18 protein-coding genes are annotated in these 17,482 nt (G+C 70.2%); 9 read left to right on the forward strand and 9 right to left on the reverse strand.

Annotation, left to right across the window (positions count from 1 at the left end):
- Positions 1-293: 293 nt before the first annotated feature.
- Both ACFYY8_RS07335 and ACFYY8_RS07340 read left to right on the forward strand, forming a co-directional pair.
- Positions 294-815, forward strand: coding sequence for a hemerythrin domain-containing protein (locus ACFYY8_RS07335; RefSeq protein WP_390038127.1), 522 nt, complete (start codon positions 294-296; stop codon positions 813-815).
- A 57-nt stretch (positions 816-872) separates the two neighbouring features.
- Complete coding sequence (locus tag ACFYY8_RS07340; protein ID WP_390038130.1) at positions 873-1,781, forward strand: hypothetical protein; 909 nt, start codon at positions 873-875, stop codon at positions 1,779-1,781.
- Here ACFYY8_RS07340 and ACFYY8_RS07345 read toward each other — a convergent pair.
- The 3 genes from ACFYY8_RS07345 to ACFYY8_RS07355 form a co-directional block, all read right to left on the reverse strand.
- Positions 1,765-2,889 carry a methyltransferase gene (locus tag ACFYY8_RS07345; RefSeq protein ID WP_390038131.1) on the reverse strand — a complete coding sequence of 375 codons (1,125 nt, stop codon included), beginning with the start codon at positions 2,887-2,889 and terminating at the stop codon, positions 1,765-1,767. The genes ACFYY8_RS07340 and ACFYY8_RS07345 overlap by 17 nt on opposite strands.
- A gap of 333 nt (positions 2,890-3,222) precedes the next feature.
- Positions 3,223-4,296, reverse strand: coding sequence for a hypothetical protein (locus ACFYY8_RS07350; protein WP_390038133.1), 1,074 nt, complete (start codon positions 4,294-4,296; stop codon positions 3,223-3,225).
- A gap of 400 nt (positions 4,297-4,696) precedes the next feature.
- On the reverse strand, positions 4,697-5,545 hold the full coding sequence (locus ACFYY8_RS07355; RefSeq protein WP_390038135.1) for an SDR family oxidoreductase: 849 nt from the start codon (positions 5,543-5,545) through the stop codon (positions 4,697-4,699).
- A 122-nt stretch (positions 5,546-5,667) separates the two neighbouring features.
- Here ACFYY8_RS07355 and ACFYY8_RS07360 point away from each other — a divergent pair, with 122 nt between their 5' ends.
- Both ACFYY8_RS07360 and ACFYY8_RS07365 read left to right on the forward strand, forming a co-directional pair.
- On the forward strand, positions 5,668-6,276 hold the full coding sequence (locus ACFYY8_RS07360) for a TetR/AcrR family transcriptional regulator (protein WP_390038137.1): 609 nt from the start codon (positions 5,668-5,670) through the stop codon (positions 6,274-6,276).
- A 115-nt stretch (positions 6,277-6,391) separates the two neighbouring features.
- On the forward strand, positions 6,392-6,679 hold the full coding sequence (locus tag ACFYY8_RS07365; protein WP_390038139.1) for a multiprotein-bridging factor 1 family protein: 288 nt from the start codon (positions 6,392-6,394) through the stop codon (positions 6,677-6,679).
- A gap of 19 nt (positions 6,680-6,698) precedes the next feature.
- On the opposite strand, the gene ACFYY8_RS07370 is transcribed toward ACFYY8_RS07365, so the two are convergent.
- Together ACFYY8_RS07370 and ACFYY8_RS07375 are read right to left on the reverse strand one after the other, a co-directional pair.
- Positions 6,699-6,911, reverse strand: coding sequence for a DUF397 domain-containing protein (locus tag ACFYY8_RS07370; RefSeq protein ID WP_352014270.1), 213 nt, complete (start codon positions 6,909-6,911; stop codon positions 6,699-6,701).
- Positions 6,899-7,777, reverse strand: coding sequence for a helix-turn-helix domain-containing protein (locus ACFYY8_RS07375; protein WP_390038141.1), 879 nt, complete (start codon positions 7,775-7,777; stop codon positions 6,899-6,901). The genes ACFYY8_RS07370 and ACFYY8_RS07375 overlap by 13 nt, the downstream gene beginning before the upstream one ends.
- Before the next feature lie 227 nt (positions 7,778-8,004).
- Here ACFYY8_RS07375 and ACFYY8_RS07380 point away from each other — a divergent pair, with 227 nt between their 5' ends.
- From ACFYY8_RS07380 to ACFYY8_RS07390, 3 genes are all read left to right on the forward strand, one after another.
- The gene (locus ACFYY8_RS07380) at positions 8,005-8,496 is read left to right on the forward strand and encodes an ATP-binding protein (RefSeq protein ID WP_390038143.1); all 492 of its coding nucleotides are present in this window, start codon (positions 8,005-8,007) and stop codon (positions 8,494-8,496) included.
- Between the two features lie 434 nt (positions 8,497-8,930).
- Positions 8,931-9,899 (forward strand): helix-turn-helix domain-containing protein, encoded by a 969-nt coding sequence (locus tag ACFYY8_RS07385; RefSeq protein WP_390038145.1) that lies wholly within the window; start codon positions 8,931-8,933, stop codon positions 9,897-9,899.
- Positions 9,900-10,141: 242 nt separating this feature from the next.
- Complete coding sequence (locus ACFYY8_RS07390; protein ID WP_390038147.1) at positions 10,142-10,825, forward strand: hypothetical protein; 684 nt, start codon at positions 10,142-10,144, stop codon at positions 10,823-10,825.
- On the opposite strand, the gene ACFYY8_RS07395 is transcribed toward ACFYY8_RS07390, so the two are convergent.
- Positions 10,812-11,729: a LysR family transcriptional regulator gene (locus tag ACFYY8_RS07395; protein WP_390038148.1), complete on the reverse strand. Its 918-nt coding sequence runs from the start codon at positions 11,727-11,729 to the stop codon at positions 10,812-10,814. The two genes, ACFYY8_RS07390 and ACFYY8_RS07395, sit on opposite strands and share 14 nt — an antisense overlap.
- Before the next feature lie 128 nt (positions 11,730-11,857).
- On the opposite strand from ACFYY8_RS07395, the gene ACFYY8_RS07400 reads away from it, so the two are divergent.
- Both ACFYY8_RS07400 and ACFYY8_RS07405 read left to right on the forward strand, forming a co-directional pair.
- Positions 11,858-13,564 carry a sensor histidine kinase gene (locus ACFYY8_RS07400; protein WP_390038150.1) on the forward strand — a complete coding sequence of 569 codons (1,707 nt, stop codon included), beginning with the start codon at positions 11,858-11,860 and terminating at the stop codon, positions 13,562-13,564.
- Positions 13,565-13,693: 129 nt separating this feature from the next.
- Positions 13,694-14,350, forward strand: a complete 657-nt coding sequence (locus ACFYY8_RS07405) for a response regulator (RefSeq protein ID WP_390038152.1) — start codon at positions 13,694-13,696, stop codon at positions 14,348-14,350.
- 35 nt (positions 14,351-14,385) lie between these two features.
- Here the strand turns inward: ACFYY8_RS07405 and ACFYY8_RS07410 are convergent, their stop codons facing one another.
- From ACFYY8_RS07410 to tdh, 3 genes are all read right to left on the reverse strand, one after another.
- Complete coding sequence (locus tag ACFYY8_RS07410; RefSeq protein ID WP_390038154.1) at positions 14,386-15,039, reverse strand: phosphatase PAP2 family protein; 654 nt, start codon at positions 15,037-15,039, stop codon at positions 14,386-14,388.
- Between the two features lie 122 nt (positions 15,040-15,161).
- Positions 15,162-16,334, reverse strand: coding sequence for a glycine C-acetyltransferase (locus tag ACFYY8_RS07415; RefSeq protein ID WP_390038156.1), 1,173 nt, complete (start codon positions 16,332-16,334; stop codon positions 15,162-15,164).
- On the reverse strand, positions 16,334-17,362 hold the full coding sequence (tdh, locus tag ACFYY8_RS07420; RefSeq protein WP_390038158.1) for an L-threonine 3-dehydrogenase: 1,029 nt from the start codon (positions 17,360-17,362) through the stop codon (positions 16,334-16,336). The genes ACFYY8_RS07415 and tdh overlap by 1 nt, the downstream gene beginning before the upstream one ends.
- Between the last annotated feature and the right edge of the window lie 120 nt (positions 17,363-17,482).

The raw sequence follows: 17,482 nt of genomic DNA on the forward strand, positions 1-17,482 counted from the left end.
CCCCCGGAATGTCCACCGGAGGACACGATCGACAAGCCCAGAATACGAAGGGATTTATCCGTTAAGTCGGATTTATGGATTTATTTGGGAGGCCTTTCCCTGGCCCATATCCGGCCGTACGGAAGCCCCGAAGAAGCCGAAACCGGACTTCGGAAAGATTACCGTTCACGGGGGTTGGGCACGCCAGCCGGGTTGACGGCGGAGGCCGGAGGTGATGGAATCCCGCCTCAGCGTCGCAGTGCACCCGGCAAGGAGATCGCCGAGGGCATGGAGGCGCCGAACATGGGACGACCATGAAAACCCCCAACATCCCGGGCGATCGCCTCGCGGCGTTCGGCAACCAGCTGATCGAGGTGCACGACTGGCTCCGCGAGGAGCTGACCAGGCTCGGCGACGACATCGACACCTACCTCGAAGGCCGCATGGAGCGGCCACGGCGACTGCGGGCGCACTGCCTGGCCTTCTGCTCCGCGCTGACCCTGCACCACACCGGCGAGGACGCCGGAGCCTTCCCCGCCCTGGCCAGGCGCTTCCCCGAACTGCGCCCCGTCATCGAGCAGCTCGAACAGGACCACCAGCTCGTCGCCGGCATCCTGCACGACCTGGAGAACCTGATCGAGGGCCTCGGCGACCGGCCTCCCGGCCCTGAGGAGGCACGGCGGGTGCGCGACACACTCGACGGTCTGACCGCCATCCTTGAGTCGCACTTCGCCTACGAGGAGAGAAAGATCGTCGCGGCCCTCGACGCGCTCGGCTCCTCCGGCGACCCCGACTTCAGGCCGCCCGCCTGGCTCGAATCCCTCGGGAACGGCTAGCCGGGAAGACCGTTTCCTGCAAGACGCGTGCCGTACGGCCCGGCGACGATGGGGGCCATGAGCATTGATCTCGCCGCGGCGACGTCCTTCATGGCCACCCACGCGCGTGTCCTCGACCGCCGTCGTTTCGAACTGTTGGCGGGCCGGGCCGACCCCGTCGCCGTGCTGGCCGCGCTCGACGGTTACCGCAACGCCGACGGCGGTTACGGCTGGGGCCTTGAGGCCGACCTGCGCTCGCCGGAGAGCCAGCCGGGCGCCGCGCTGCACGCCTTCGAGGTGTTCGGGGACGTCGCCCCGGTCACCACAGGGCGGGCCGTCGAGCTGTGTGACTGGCTTGGGACGGTCACACTGCCCGACGGTGGTCTGCCCTTCGCCCTGCCGTTGACCGTCCGGGAGGGAACCGCCCCCTGGTGGGCGGCAGGGGCCGAGACCCCGGGTTCGTCGTTGCAGATCACCGCCGTGACGGCGGCCGCCGCGCACCGCGTCGCCGTACACGACCGGGGGGTGGCCGAGCACCCGTGGCTGGCCCGCGCCACCCGCCACTGCCTGGACGTGATCGGGGCGATCGAGGAACGGCCCTCCGCCTACGTGCTGCTCTTCGCCGTACTGTTCCTCGACGCCGTGCACGACACCCACCCCGAGGCGGCCGGGCTCCTGCGGCGTCTGGGGGAGCACGTCCCCGCGGACGGCGTGGTGGCCGTCGAGGGCGGCACCGAGAAGGAGGCGCTGCGCCCGCTGGACTTCGCGCCCCTGCCGGGTCGTCCCGCACGTGCCCTCTTCACGCCGGAGGTGATCGCCGCCGACCTGGAGCGCCTGGCCGGGGAGCAGCGGGACGACGGCGGATGGACCGTCGAGTACGCCAGGATCTCCCCGGCCGGTGTGCTCGACTGGCGTGGACACGTCACCGTCCACGCCGTCGAACTCCTGCACCGCAACGGAATCCTGGCTCTCAGCGGACCGGCCTGAGCCGCCACAGTGAGGTGACCTCGGCGGCGCGGGCCGCGTGCAGCGGGTCCTTCGGATCGGCCGCCCTCGGGTGCCGGGGCCGTACCTCCAGCCTGTCCGCCACCCGCAGCCCCGCCGACCCGAAGGCGGCCAGCAGCTCGGCACGGGTCCGCAGGGCCAGGTGTTCGGCCAGGTCGGACAGGATCAGCCAGCCCTCACCCTCCGGTTCGAGACGTTCGGCGAGCCCGTTCAGGAAGCCCTGGAGCACACGCCCGCCCGGGTCGTAGACCGCGCGGTCGAGCGGGGAGCGCGGCTCGGCGGGCAGCCACGGCGGGTTGCAGACGACGAGCGGCGCGCGCCCCGGGGGGAAGAGGTCGGCGCGCACGACGTCGATCCGGCCGGTCAGCCCCAGCCGTTCGACGTTGTCGCGGGCGCACGCCACGGCACGCGGGTCCTGGTCGGTCGCCACCAGCCGTTCGACACCCCGGCGGGCGAGGATCGCGGCGAGCACACCGGTCCCGGTGCCGACGTCGAAAGCCAGCGACCGCGACGGGAGCGGCGCGCTGGCGACCAGGTCGGCGTACTCCCCTCTGACCGGGGAGAAGACGCCGTAGTGCGGGTGGATCCGCCCGCCGAGCGCTGGCACCTCGACCCCCCTGCCGCGCCACTCGCAGGCGCCGACGACGCCGAGCAACTCGGGCAGTGAGACCACCGAGGGCCCTCGCGCGGGGCCGTACACCTGAGTGCAGGCCCGCCGTACGTCCGGGGCGCGCCGCAGGGGTACGGCGTGCTCGTGGTCGAGTGGCACCAGCAGCCTGCCCAGGACGACGGCACGCCGGGAACGGGCCTGGCGGTGCAGGTGGAAGGCCCGCGCAGGGGACGTCGGGGAGACAGCCGCCTCGGACGGAGCCCGTTCCACGCGTCGCGCCATGGCGCGCATGAGCCGGCGGGCGTTGTGGAAGTCGCCGCGCCACAGCAGTCCGACACCCTGCCGGGCCAGCCGGTACGCGGCGTCGGCGGTGAGCCGGTCGTCGGCGACCAGCACGCGGGTGGGCGGTGGCGAGCCGTTCTCGGAACGCCAGAGAGCGGACCGGGGCTCGCCGCCCTCGGTCCAGTGAATCGTGAGCACTCGGGGCTCCTCATGATCGAACCAGTGATGGTCACGAAGAGCGCCTCGTCGCGGTGTGGACGGTCTCCCGCCTGGTGACGGCGGGTTCTCGGCTCAGCGGGTGACGGCCTCCCGCGAGGAAGCGCGCGCCGGGACGTCACCGAGCACCATGCCGGGCGGTGGGAAGGACACGATCGACCTCCTCATGGGGACGGGAACAACAAGGTATGACAGATCATGGCAGTGAACGAGGCGTCCGGGGGTCGACGCCGTTCACCGGCCCGCGGGCACCCCGCCGGTGATCATGGGGCCGGAGCCAGGTGGTTCCGGCCCGCACCTCCACGCGCGCGCGGGTCATCCCCAGCGCTTGGCGGCGTCCTCCTCGGTGAAGCCGACCAGGGTGACGAGGAGCCGGTGGAGCTGGTCGTCGCCCTGTGATCTCGCCTTCTTCGCCGCGAGATAGGCCTTGGGCTCGAATTCGGGGTTCACCTGGGCGGACTTCAGCACCTCGACGAGGATGTCCCGGACGTTCCGCTCGCCCCTGATGGTGTAGCGGGTCAGCAGGTGCTCCACGTGGTCGGCGTAGCTGAGGAGAACCCGGGGGGCGGCACCCGCCGAGACCACGACGACGTCGCTGGGACCGGCGATGTGGCACCTGGCGTGCTCGTAGAAGACCCTGGTGTGCGTCGCGCTGAGGTGGTCGAGCGCGCCCAGGACGCTCTGGACCGAGCTGCCCCTGCCGGTCAGCGTGTCCTCGGCGGTGAACAGGACGACGCTCAACTCGCCGGGCGTGCCGAGAACGGCCCCGGCCTTGATCACGTCCGTGAAGAACTCCGTGACGCGCTCGGCGATCCGCTCCGAGGGCGTGCCCGAATCGGCGTGGGACAGGTAGGAGATGCCCGCCGTACGGCTCCACATGGCCAGCGCGGTGCAGGTGTGGATGCGCGTGGTCCACGCCCGCTCGGGGCCGACGTAGTAGTAGAGCTGCTTGGCCCGGAAGTCGGACTTGTCCTCGGCGTCCTGCTCGATCGAGATGCCCAGGTCGGACAGGTCGGCGGGGGCGCTCTCCGTCAGGTCCACGAGGTCGATCCGGCGTGCCGGGGTGCCGATGACGAGTCCGAGCGCGGCCACCCTGTTCACCTCGTCGGGGGTGCCGTAGAACCGGACGCGGGTGCGCTCGGGGTAGGCGTCCCGTAACGCGGCGCTCAGCGGGATGAGTCTTCCGGCCTCGTCGTCCACGGCGTTCCCGGCGATGGTCATGCCGACCAGGCCTTCGGTGAGGGAGCCGACGGTCCTGGGACCGGAGAGGGTGTAGGTCACCAGGCTTCCCACGGGGTGGTTCCTGAGGTCGGTCGGGATGTCGTAGGTCGCCTCGGTCTTGAGGTCGCGCAGAACCCCTGGGGTCATGAAGATGCTGCCGCTCGGCATGTAACGCTCCAAAGTGGGGGTGACCCGTTGCCGGGAATCCGAATGGTCCAGACGGGAAGAGTGGGGTCGGCCCCGGACCCCAGGGAAATCCACGCTGGCGAAAGCGGACCGAAGAGGCGAATACGGACCCGCTAATTATGGATGACCGGGACTCCCGCAGCGTAACACCGGCAAGCCTCGCAGAACAGTGAGCGCTTTTCCTCCTCTGATGGCCTGTCTTGCCAGGGTCGTGGCGTGGTTTTCCAGAGGCCTCGGTCGGGTGCTCGCGTGGGATGTCCCGGAATCCTGGCCGTCGCCGTCCATTCGCCGCGGTCTGTTCGGGCGGATAATTCCTGAAAAGCGCTATATAACGCTGAGTGAGAGATTATCCGCCCGCCGGATTCCGGTTTCCCGGCCCCGGTCACCCGGAGATTCCCGGCGCCGGTACGGCGTGCTCGGCCGCCCGGCTGACCTCCTCCCAGCTCCCCCACGTCTCCATCCGCCGTCGGCAGACGTCGAAGGCCAGGTCGTAGACCATGCTCCCGAGCAGCAACCGCAGCGGCGGTTCCGCGCTGTCGACCAGCTTCAGCACGGCCTCCGCGGCCAACTGCGGCTCGCTGTCGATCGAACCCTCCGCCCACTGCTTCTCCAGCTCGGCGCGGAGCGGGCCGTACGGCTCCGCGGGAGTGGTCATGGCCGGGTTGGTGTACAGGTCGGTCCAGTAACCGCCGGGCTCGACGATGGTGACCTTGACGCCGAAGCCCGCGACCTCCATGGCCAGCGCCTCGCTCATGCCTTCGAGCGCGAACTTGCTCGCGCTGTACATCCCGGTGCTCGGGAAGCCGCCGAGGGCGGCGATGCTGGAGACCTGCAGGATGTGCCCGGCCCCCCGCTCCCGGAGATGGGGCAGTACGGCCTGGCAGACCCACATCGCCCCGAAGAGGTTGACCTCAAGCTGGGCGCGGGCCTCGGCCTCGGTGAACTCCTCGACCATGCCCATGGACAGGGTTCCGGCGTTGTTGACGACGATGTCGAGGTGGCCGAAGTGCTCGACGGCGCCGGCCACGGCGGCGAACACGGCCTCCCGGTCGGTCACGTCCAGGGACAGCGTCAGCAGGCGGTCGCCGTACCGGTCGCCGAAGTCGTGCGGGGTGACGGTGCGGGAGACGGCGGCGACCCGGTCGCCGCGTTCCAGTGCGGCCAGGGCGAAGGCGCGGCCCAGGCCCCGGCTCGCGCCGGTGATGAACCAGGTACGTGGGGAGGTGCGCATACGGGATCTCCTCTTTTAGTGAACCGAGACGGTTCGTCTCGTTCGATGTCGGCAACCATAGGGGAGTCGTGTGGGTATGTCAAGACGGTCCGTCTCGTCTTGTGTTTTGCTAGGTTGGACGCGTGACCACGCGACGTCAGAGCACGCCCGACTCCTCCCGGCGCAGCGACGCCTCCCGCCGGGCCATCCTCACCGCGGCCTTCGACCTGGTCGGCGAGGTCGGATACGCCAAGCTGAGCATCGAGGGCATCGCCGCACGGGCCGGGGTCGGCAAGCAGACGATCTACCGCTGGTGGCCGTCGAAGGGGGCGGTGCTCTTCGACGCCTTCCTCGCGCTCAGCGAGGGGGAGGGCGGCGAGGCCGCGCTGCCCGACACGGGTGATCTGGAGGCCGACCTCAAGACGGTCATGCGCGCCACGGTCGTGGAGCTGAACGATCCGCGCTACGACGAGCCGATGCGCGCGCTCACCACCGAGATCGCACACGATCCCGGCCTGGCCGCCGTCTACCGCGAACGACTCGACGAGCCGATGAGGGAGATCAAGAAGCGAAGGCTCGCGGTCGCCCAGCGGGCCGGGCAACTGGCCGGGGATCTCGACCTCGACCTGGCCGTGGACCTGCTCTGGGGCCCCCTGCTCAACCGCTGGCTCCAGCGCACGGGCCCGCTGACCCCCGAATACACCGACGACCTCGTGGAAACCGCCCTGAACGGCCTACGTCCCCGGGGTTGACCTGCGAAGTCTCCTCGACATGGGCGGGACCTCGATATCGATGGAAGAGTCTCACTTTTTGTGTTTGGGTAAACGCGAGGCGTCATAACGAATCGTGTGCGAGAGGGGAGGCGACGTGAGCCGACGGGAGCTCAGGGGGCGCCGGACGAACGAGCCGGACGCAGCCGAGGTCTACGAGGCGGCGCGTCTCGCCTGCGAGCTGGGCAAGGTCGTCCGCGCGATGCGTGAGAGCCGGGGTTGGAGTCAGGACGACCTGGCCCGCACGGCCAGGATGACCCGGACGGCGGTGGCCCGCTTCGAGGCGGGCGTGAGCATTCCCACGCTGCCGATCCTGGACCGGCTGGCCCGCGCGCTGGACGCCGAGCTTGAGATTCGTCTGGCCCCTCGGGCGCCCGCCGCCTGAGGGGCCAGTGAAAGCCGGTTCAGCCGAGGGCGTCGGCCTTGAGGACGCCGACGAGGTTGGTCCATGCGGCCGGGGTGAGGATGAGAGCGGGGCCGGTGCGGTTCTTGGTGTCGCGGAGGGCGTGGTGCCCGCCGGGCAGGGCGGCGACCTCCACGCAGTTGCTCCCGTCGTCACCGGACAGGCTGGACTTGTGCCACCGGGCGGTGGAGAGGTGCCTGGTCAGGTCGTCCATCTGCGCATCGTCTCCTTGATCAGGTTGAGGGACTCGCGCCGGGGGAGGGCGTCGGCGCGGATCGCCTCGTAGCGGAACGCCAGATTCTTCATGTCGGTCGCCCGGTCGGTGACACGGTCGTCCAGACTCTGCGAGTCGATATAGGCCACCGGGCAGGTCTCCCTTGGCAGGTCCGCCAAGGTGAAGCTTCCCAGCAAGCCAAGCACGTTCCGCGCGGTGTAGGGAAGGATCTGTAGGGATACGCGCAGTTGCTCCCCGGCCTCAAGCAGTCGCTCGCACTGCCCCCGCATCACCTCGGGGTCGGCGATGGGACGGTACAGCACGCCCTCGTCCAACACGATCCACAACATCGGCGGCATCCGTCGCTTCAGGATCTCCTGTCGCTCCATCCTGGCCGTCACCTTGTCCTCGACCTGCTCGGCGGTGGCGCCGGGCTTGCGGCTCAGGATGGCCCGCGCGTAGTCCTCGGTCTGGAGCAGGCCGGGCACGATCAGGGCCTCCCAGATGCGCAGGGTCTCGGCCTCACGCTCGAACTCAAGCCAGGGCCGGAACCAGCGGGGGAGCTGGGCCTCCGCCCGGTTCAGCCGGTCGAGCAGGCCGGCGAGGGTCGTGCCGATGTTGAGGGCCTTGTCCACCCTCTTGGCCAGGGCCAGGGTCGGTGCGCGGTGACCGTTCTCGATCATGCTGAGCTGGCTGACCGACAGATGGATGACGTTGCCGAGTTCTCGCTGGCTGAACCCCGCAGCGAGGCGGAATTTGCGAAGTTCTGTCCCGAATCTAATTCGCGGGGAAATGTGGGGATCGATGGGGTCTGTCGGTTCTGCTGCCGACTCCTGTTCCTGCTCCTGTTCCGGGGGGACGACCATCTGCAGCTCCTCTCGGCTTCGCGGATCGGTACCAGGCCATTGTGTAGGTGGATTTAGGAGGTTCGGCAGACGTTCGTGGAACTGTGAAGGCAATGCGAACGGCTTTATGGCCCCCTCGGCTCATGGCTTTGCCACCGTATGAGCGCCGTCCAGGAGCAGGTCGGCGCCTTGGTCAACGAACCGAGTGAAACGGAAATCCAGCCCAATTCGGCTGGGGAAGGCGACCCATGAGACCGGAGAAAAACAGCGAAACCAGCTTTCCCGATCACCCAGAGTCCGCTTCACGGGCGCGCGACGAAGTCCGTGAATGGCTGGGCGCCGACCATCCCGCCTACGAGAACGTCCGGCTCGCCGTGTCGGAACTGGTCACCGACGCCGTACGGCACGCGGGCGGCGAGCCGGGGGACGGCTCGCTGACGCTGGGGCTGCTCGCGCTCGGTGACCTGCTGCGGGTCGAGGTCGTGGACCAGGATGGGGGCACAACCCCTCTCATGGCGTGGCCGGAGAGCTCCCTGCTGTCGGAGAGCGGCCGGGGCCTGGTCCTCGTCGGCCTGCTCTCCGGCGGAAGCTGGGGCTGCCGCTCCCTTGAGCGGGGCCGTACGGTCTGGTGCGAGATCCCCGCGATCCCACGGGACCCTTTTCCCGGGCCTGAGGGCTTTTTCGACCCGCCGGAAACCCTCGACCTTCCCGAGGCGGACGGGCCCGCCTTTCCCGTCTAGCCCCAATGCGATGGTCGCGGTATCTCCCGGAGTGCGATGACATTCCCGGCCGGAACGGAATTTCGGCTTGGCGTTTCCCTCGTTTTCCTATCACCTCTTCCATGCCCGTTGTCCGGTGTGCGCCTTCCGGAACCGGACGACGAACCGCATGGGAAAGGACGTGGGCCTCGTGTCGAGGGCCGGAGAAGCGGGACACGGTGAATGGGCGCGAATGCGGGAGGGATTCGATCGTCTGTGCGGTCCGGGTCGGCCGAGGGTGTTTCGGTCGGAACGATAATGACGTTTGGTGCGAGCCTCGCGTTAATTCACGAACAACGAAATATCCTGAAAAAAGGGGGTTGTAGGGCCGCGATGAGCGGCCTCCGGTTCCGGTCGGCACGAACACGAACGGTAGGAAAATCAGTGACCTCATAAGGAGGACGACAGTGCGCACTGTGATTCACACTGATGGTGTCGCGCCCGCCGAGCGGTTCGAATACTGGCGGCATCTGGTCTCCCGGACGCTGCTGCCGCTGGAGGTCGTCAGCGAGTCTCCCGCCGACTTCCACGGGGAGATGCGCAGCATGGATTTCGGCGCCGTCCACATCTCCCAGGTCAGTTGCTCGGACATATGGACGCATCGCACTGCGAAACACATCCGGCAGTCCGAACCGGAGCTGCTCCAGGTGGCGGTTCCCCTCCGTGGCCACGGCGCGGTGGTGCAGGGTCGCGAGCACGTCGTCATGGGTCCGTCGAACATCGTGGTCTACAACAGCTGGAACCCGTACTCCGTACTGACGACGGGCGACGACGAGGGCACGATCCGGGGCGTCTTCGCCATGGTCCCCCGCGCGATGCTTCACCTGCCGGAAACCATGTCCGAACGGTGCACCCCCTGGGTCTTCTCCAGCAAGGAGGGGGTCGGCGCGCTGCTCCTGGGATTCCTCGGCCGCCTCGTCACGGACGCCGACCGGTTCCAGCCCGGGGAGGCCACCCGTCTCGGCGTGACCGTGCTCGACCTGCTGACGATGCTGCTCGCCGGGGAGAAGGGCACGACGGCCCCTCCCGACACCAGGCAACGCGTCCTGCTGGCGCGGATACACGCCTTCATCCACCGGCGGCTGGCCGATCCCGCGCTCTCACCGGAGACCATCGCCGCGGCGCACAACATCTCCGTCCGGGCCCTGCACCGGCTCTTCCTGACCGAGGAACGCACGGTCGCCGCCTGGATCCGCGCCCTACGGCTGGACCACTGCCGCCGTGACCTGGCCAATCCCCAGCTCGAAGGCAGGCCGGCCCACGCCGTCGCGGCCCGGTGGGGACTCACCGACGCCGCTCATTTCACCCGCGCCTTCCGCACCGCCTACGGCATCACCCCCCAGGCGTACCGGCGCCTGCACGTCCCCGGTCGCGCACGGGCCTGACACTCACGGATAACGACCTGGCGCGTAGACGCAATGCCGTCGGAAGCGCGCGCGGTTCACTCTTGTCCTGCGGCGGGCACCACGGACGACCGGCCCAACGGTCTCCCGCCTCCCGTGTCACGCCACGCCACACCCGCATCGGTGCGGTCCCCGCACGCGGCCGTGAAGAGCGCCCCCAGGAAGACGGCCGGGGATCTCCCGCGGAAGGCGTCGAAACTCCACCAACGAAAGGACGACCGTCCATGCGTGCGAAGGGCATCACATCAGCCGTCACATCGGCCGTCACATCGGCGGGGCGTACGGCGCGGCCCCTGGCCGTGCTGTCGGGCGCAGCGCTGGCGCTGTTCCTCACCGCCCAGGGCGCGGGGGCCACGACCTCGCCCGACGATCCCGCGAACGTGACTTCTCCCGGAGAGGCCAAGAGCGCGACCCCGCCGGAGGCGCAGGCGGCCTTCGCGGAGCAGGGCAGGGCCGCGGGACTGACCGAGGAGCAGATCACCACGCTGCAGAACAGCGCGAACCTCTACCTGTCCACGCTGGGAGGCAGGCAGGTGGCTCTCAACAAGGTCGTCGTCGACGGGCGGGCGGACGTGTTCATCGCCCTCCCCGACGAGGACGCTCCCCGCGACCTGTCCCCCGAGGCCGGGCTCGTCTCCGCCAGCGGCTGCGCGGGGGGCAAGGCGGCCTACGGGCACTTCTGCGCCTGGCGGGAGCCCGGTTACAGGGGCACCACGATCGACATGTACAGCTGCGGGAGGTACACCATCTCCCTCGTCGGCAACGGGTCCTGGGACAACAACCAGACGAAGGGTACGAGGGCGCGGATGTACAACAAGAGCGGCAAACTCATCTACACCACCCCGCCGGCCCACAGCAGGGACAGCAGCGGCGACTGGACCCCCGTGCACAGCGTCAGGAACTGCTAGCGGGGTGACCCGGCTCCGTCGCGACGTCCCGTAGGGCGTCCAGAAGGGGGACGAGCAGGGGGTGGCGTTCCGCGCCGTGCCGTACGGCGGCGAAGACACGGCGTTCGGGGCCTGGGATCGGGCGGATCACCACGTCCGACAGGTCGGGGCCGCGCAGCGCCAGACGCGGAACCATCGCCACCCCGGCTCCGGCGGCGGCCAGCGCGACGACGGCGCTGAAGTCGTCGGAGGAGTGCGCGAACTCGGGGGTGAAACCCGCGTGCTCACAGGCCAGCGCGATCACGTCGTGGCAGGGGTTGCCGGGGTAGGGGCCGATCCAGGTCTCGCCGTGCAGGTCGGCCACCGTCACCTCCCGCCCCGCCAGCGGGTGCTCGCGGGGCAGGACCACGTCGAACGGCTCCGAGTAGAGCGGGATGCGGGAGAGCCTGCGGTCGGTCTCCGCGGGGGCGCCGCGGTACTCGACCGCGACCGCGAGATCGACCGCGCCGTCCAGGACCATGGTGAGGCTCTGGTCGCCCTCCGCGTCCAGGACGCGTACCCGGATGCCGGGCTCCTTGTCCTTGAGCCTGCCGATGGCCGGGGCGACGAGCAGGCCGATGGCGGTGGCGAAGGAGGCCACCTTCACCTCCCCTGCCGTGCCCGCGGTGTAGGCGGCGATGTCGGCGTCCGCCCGCTCCAACTGGGCGAGCACCTCGTTGGCGTGACCCAGCAGGATGCGGCCGACGGCGGTCAGCCGTACGCCCCGGCCGTCGCGTTCCAGCAGTCGGTGGCCGACCTCGTGTTCGAGGGCGATGAGCTGCTGGGAGACGGCCGAGGGGGTGAGGTGCAGCGCGGCGGCCGCGGCGGTGACCGTCCGGTGGTCGGCCACCGCACGCAGGGTCCTGAGCCGTCGCGTGTCTATCACCTGTCCATTTTCGCCGGAATTATTTACAGACGGGCACAAACAGGGGTTGTTTCCGGCCCGCTGGCGGTTATCCACAGGTTGACTTTCGGCGATGGGAGCACCCCTCGGGGGTGGATAACGTTGCCGGGATGGCTACGGGGACAGGGGGAAGGACGCTCACGGCGGTGCTGCTGTGGGCGTCGTTGGCCGTGCCGGTGCTGCTGGCCGGGTTCACCTCAAGGACCGCCCATCCCCTCGCGTGGTGGGGGGCGTTCACCTGCCTGGCGGTGATCGGCGTCGGGGTGGTGCTCGGCCGCTCCCGGCCGCTGGCGGCGATGCTGCTGGGGTCGGGGCTGTGGCTGGTCGAGGCGACACGCGGCAACCCGTTCACGGTGTTGGCGGCGATGGCGGTGTTCGCCTACCTCGCCGGGGTCCGGATGGCCAGGGCCGGTCAGGCGGTGGCCGCGCTCGGCGGGCTGCTGGTCCTGGCGGGGACGGTGACACCGCTGGTCAGGGACGCGGGAGCCGGGTTCGTCGCGGTCTCTGGCACCGTGCTGGGCGCGGTCGTGCCATGGCTGGCGGGACGCGCCCGCAGGCAGTACCTGCTGCTGGCGCGGGAGGGCTGGGAACGGGCCGAGGAGCTCGAACGCGCCCAGCGGCTCATCGCCGAGCAGGCCAGGGCCCGCGAGCGCACCCGCATCGCCGGTGACATGCACGACCTGCTCGGGCACGAACTCGGGCTGGTCGCGCTGCGGATCGGCGGGCTTGAGGTGGCTCCCGGCCTCGACGAGCGTTACCGGCTGGCGGCGGGCGAGGCGCGCAGGGCGGTCACGGCCGCCTCGGAGCGGCTGCAGGAGATCGTGGACATGCTGCGCCACGACACCGGGACCGCCCAGGAGGAGAGCGTCCCCGAGCTGGTCGAGCGGGCCAGGGCCGCGGGCATGCGGGTCGGGCTGAGGACCGTGGGCGACGGCCCCTTCCCGGACGGCTCCCGCCCGGACGGCCCTCTCTCAGGCGGCCCTCTTCCGGCCATGGCCGAGCGGGCGTTGCGGCGGGTGGTGCAGGAAGGCCTGACCAACTCCGCCAAGCACGCCCCCGGCGCTCCGGTCACCGTGACGGTCGAGCACCTGGCCACGGAGACCGTGGTCACGGTGACCACGGGTCCGGCACGCCGCCCTCAGGGTCACACGTCCGGCGGACACGGGCTTGAGGGGCTCAGGGAGCGGGTCCGGCTGTGCGGCGGCTCCCTGCGGGCGGGGCCGAAGGGCGAGGGGTTCGGGGAACCCGGGGGGCTCAGGGAGTCCGGGGAGCTCGCAAAGGGCGCGGGGCTCGGGGGAGGGGTCGGCCGGGAGCCCGGAGAGGGAGCGGGCGCCGTGCCCGCCGGGGAACCCGGCGAGGGGTTCGAGGTGAGCGCGCGCCTGCCCCACGCGCCGGGACCGATCGCAGAGCCGGGTCCGGTCTCGGTCTCCGCGACCCATCTGGCCAGGGCACGGCTCAGGGCGCGTCGCACGCGCGTCACCGCGATCGTCACCGCCGTCACCGCCGTCACGGTGGTCACCCTGGTGGTGGTGGCCTTCATGGTCTACGACGCCGCGTCCTCGGTGCTGACCCCCGAAGATTTCCAGCGACTGCGTCCCGGCCAGGACCAGGCGGCCGTGGCGCGGGTGCTGCCCGGCCGTTCCCGCATCGACGGGCCGGTGCCCGGCGAACCGGCCAGGCCACAGGGGGCGGACTGCCGTTACTACGGCACCCACGCCAACCCCTTCGACGCCTCGCACCGTGAGCTGTTCCGGCTGTGCTTTTCGGACGGCCGCCTGGCGAGCAAGGACTTCCTGCCCGCGGACCGGAGCCCGTAGAGGCCACGCGAGGGTCCCGCGGGGTCGCGTGAAGGTCCTGCGGGGTCACGTGTGAGGTCCGCAGGTTCCCGTATGAAGGTTCCGCAGGGCCGCGGGTGAGGTTCTTGGGGTTGGTGAAAGGGGACGACGGTGGTGCGAGTGGTGCTGGCCGACGACGAGGCGGTGGTCCGTGCCGGGGTGCGGATGATCCTGTCGGCGGATCCGGAGATCGAGGTGGTCGCCGAGGCCGCCGACGGGCGGGAGCTGGTCGAGGCGGTGCGCGCCCACCGGCCGGACGTGGCGCTGGTCGACATCCGCATGCCGCGCCTGGACGGCCTGGCCGCCACCGCCGAACTGCGTGCCGTGGCACCCGCGACGGCGGTGCTGATCATGACCACGTTCAGCAAGGACTCCTACATCTCCCGTGCCCTCGCCGACGGCGCCACCGGATTCCTGCTCAAGACCGGAGACCCGAGGGAGTTCCTGCTCGGGGTCCGGGCGGTGGCCGGGGGCGGCGCCTACCTCTCACCCAGCGTGGCGGCCCGGGTCATCAGGGAGCTGACCGGTGACGACCTGTCCAGGACGGCGGAGGCCCGTGACCGGGTCGCGGTGCTGACCAACCGTGAACAGGAGGTGCTCGCGCTGATCGGCGCCGGACTGTCCAACGCGGAGATCGCCCGCCGTCTCCATCTGGCCGAGGGCAGCGTCAAGACCTACACCAGCACGATCCTGGGCCGCCTGGGCGTGCGCAACCGAGTCCAGGCCGCGGTCGTCGCTCACGACGCCCGGCTGGTGCGCCGCGAGTGAGGACGACCCGGGCCGGAAGCGGGCCTCGGGAGTGGTCATCCGGTACGGCGGGCGGACGGTGAGTGAGGGCGACCCGGGCCGGAGCGGGCCTCAGGCGTGAGGCCGCCGGAGGCGAGCAGCAACGGGCGCAGCGCCGCCAGCCCGCGCAGCCGTTCGACCAGCGCGGTCGCGGGACCGCTGAGCGCGAGCACCACGACCGGCGTCAGCACCCCGCCGAGCAGCAACCCCACCACCACGTCATGCGGGTAGTGCGCGCCGACGAACACCCGTGACGCCCCGCCCAGCAGCGCCAGCACCACCACGTACGGCGCCAGCGCCCGCCAGGCGAGCACCAGCCCGGCCGCCGCTCCGGCCGCGAGCGTCGCGTGGTTGCTCGGCAGGGACCAGTCCCCGTACGGCGGGCACGGCACGATCGTGGACACCCCGCGCAGCGCCCGGCACGGCCGATCCTCCCGCAGCACCACCTTGACGACCTCGCTGACCACGTAGGCGGTCACCGTACCCACCGGGCCGAGCAACGCCAGCGCCATCGTCCCGGCGGAGCCTCTCCTGGCCCGCCACCACACCCACAGGGACAACACGGCGAACACCACGAGCATCCCGTCGGTGCCCGTCTCCGCCAGCCCCCGAAACCACTCCGGCGTTCGCGCCGCGAGTTCCACGACGTCCCGATACAGTCCGCCGTCCATGGCCCCTCCGCATATCCCCTGGTCAACGACCCTACGAAGGTAGAAATCAGGGGGTATGGCACACAGCCGCCGATCGTCGCCGGTGTGCGTTGACTTTCGTCAACCGTCAGGGCCGGGAGAGGTCACCTCCTGGCCGCGACGAACGCCTCCACGGCACGGTCCACGTCATCGAGCGAGTGGGCCGCGGACAACTGGACCCGGATGCGGGCCTTGCCGTGCGGTACGACGGGATAGGAGAAACCGATCACGTAGACGCCCTGTTCGAGCAGCCGTTCGGCCATGGCGCCGGCCTCGGCCGCGTCGCCGATCATGACGGGGACGATGGGGTGGTCGCCGGGCAGCAGGTCGAACCCGGCCTCGGTCATCCGGGTGCGGAACCGCTCGGTGTTGGCGCGCAGCCGTACCCGGGCGTCGTCGGAGGTGCTGATCAGGTCGAGGACGCGCAACGAGGCGGCGGCGATGGCCGGGGCGAGCGAGTTGGAGAACAGGTAGGGGCGGGACCGCTGGCGCAGCAGCTCGCAGATCTCCCTGCGCGCCGAGACGTAGCCGCCGCTGGCGCCGCCGAGCGCCTTGCCGAGGGTGCCGGTGATGATGTCCACGCGGTCCATGACGCCGTGCAGCTCGGGGGTGCCCCGGCCGCCGGCGCCGACGAAGCCGACCGCGTGCGAGTCGTCGACCATCACCATGGCCTCGTACCGCTCGGCTAGGTCGCAGATCTCACGCAACGGCGCGACGTAGCCGTCCATGGAGAACACACCGTCGGTGACGACCAGCCTGCGCCGGGCGTCCGAGGCCTCCTTGAGCCTGGCTTCGAGGTCGGCCATGTCGCGGTTGGCGTAGCGCAGGCGGCGGGCCTTGCTCAGCCGGATGCCGTCGATGATGCTCGCGTGGTTGAGCGCGTCGGAGATCACCGCGTCCCGTTCGTCGAGCAGCGTCTCGAAGACCCCGCCGTTGGCGTCGAAACAGGAGCTGTACAGGACCGTGTCCTCCTGGCCGAGGAAGTCGGCCAGCCGTGCCTCAAGCTGCTTGTGCACCTCCTGGGTGCCGCAGATGAAACGCACCGAGGCCATGCCGAAGCCCCAGCGGTCGAGCGCCTCCCTGGCCGCGTTGACCACTTCGGGGTGGTCGGCCAGGCCGAGGTAGTTGTTGGCGCAGAAGTTCAGCACCTCGCCGCCTCCGGCGACGGCGATGTCCGCCCGCTGGGGGGTGGTGATGACCCGCTCGGGTTTGAGCAGCCCGGCGGCGGCGATCTCGTCGAGGGTGTCACGCAGGTCGGCGCGGACGTTGTCGAACATCAGGCGGTCCAATCCATGATGACTTTTCCGGTCTTGCCGCTCGCCGCGGTGTCGAAGGCCGCGTCGAAGTCGCGGTGGGAGAAGCGGTCGGTGATGACGGGGGACAGGTCAAGCCCCTTCTCCAGGAGAACCGACATGGAGTACCACGTCTCGTACATCTCTCTGCCGTAGATGCCCTTGATGGTGAGCATCGAGGTGACGACGGTCGAGAAGTCGACCGCGAACTCCTCGGCGGGCAGGCCGAGCATGGCGATCCTGCCGCCGTGCGTCATGTTGGCGATCATGTCACGGAGCGCCCTCGGATTCCCGGACATCTCCAGGCCGACGTCGAAGCCCTCGCGCAGGCCCAGTTCGTGCATGCCGTCCGCGATGGAACGTTCCGCCACGTTCAGCGCCAGGTTCACGCCCAGCTTGCCCGCCAGCTCCAGCCGTTCGGGGCTGACGTCGGTGACGACCACGTTGCGGGCCCCGATGTGCGTGGCCACCGCGGCGGCCATCAGCCCGATCGGCCCGGCCCCGGTGATCAGCACGTCCTCGCCGACCATCGGGAAGGTCAACGCGGTGTGTACGGCGTTGCCGAACGGATCGAAGATCGCCGCCACATCCGGATCGACCGGGGTCCTGTGCACCCAGACGTTGGACGCGGGAAGCGTCAGGTACTCGGCGAAGGCGCCGTCACGGTTGACCCCGAGACCGACCGTGTTGCGGCACAGGTGCCGCCGCCCGGCCATGCAGTTACGGCACTTGCCGCAGACCAGGTGCCCCTCCCCGCTGACCAGGTCGCCGACCGCGACGTCCTCGACGCCGGGCGCCACCTCGACGACCTCGCCGCAGAACTCGTGCCCGACGATCAGCGGGGGCCGCAGGGTGTGCCTGGCCCAGGCGTCGAAACCACGGATGTGCAGGTCGGTGCCGCAGATGCCGGTGCGCAGCACCCTGATCAGCACCTCACCCGCACCCAGGACCGGCTCGGGCACTTCGGCCAGCCGGAGTCCGGGCTCCGCCTTCTCCTTGACCAGCGCTTTCATAGAAGATCCCCCCTCAGCTTCCGACCCTACGCACTGTGCCGGGCCGGTTCCCGAGGTGTCCATCGCGGTTTTCTTAACCCGTCCCACAGCATTGCTTCACGCTTGTGCCGAGCTGGGCTT

It is taken from the genome of Streptosporangium sp. NPDC001559 (assembly GCF_042893955.1).
In the GTDB taxonomy this organism is placed as follows: Bacteria; Actinomycetota; Actinomycetes; order Streptosporangiales; family Streptosporangiaceae; genus Streptosporangium.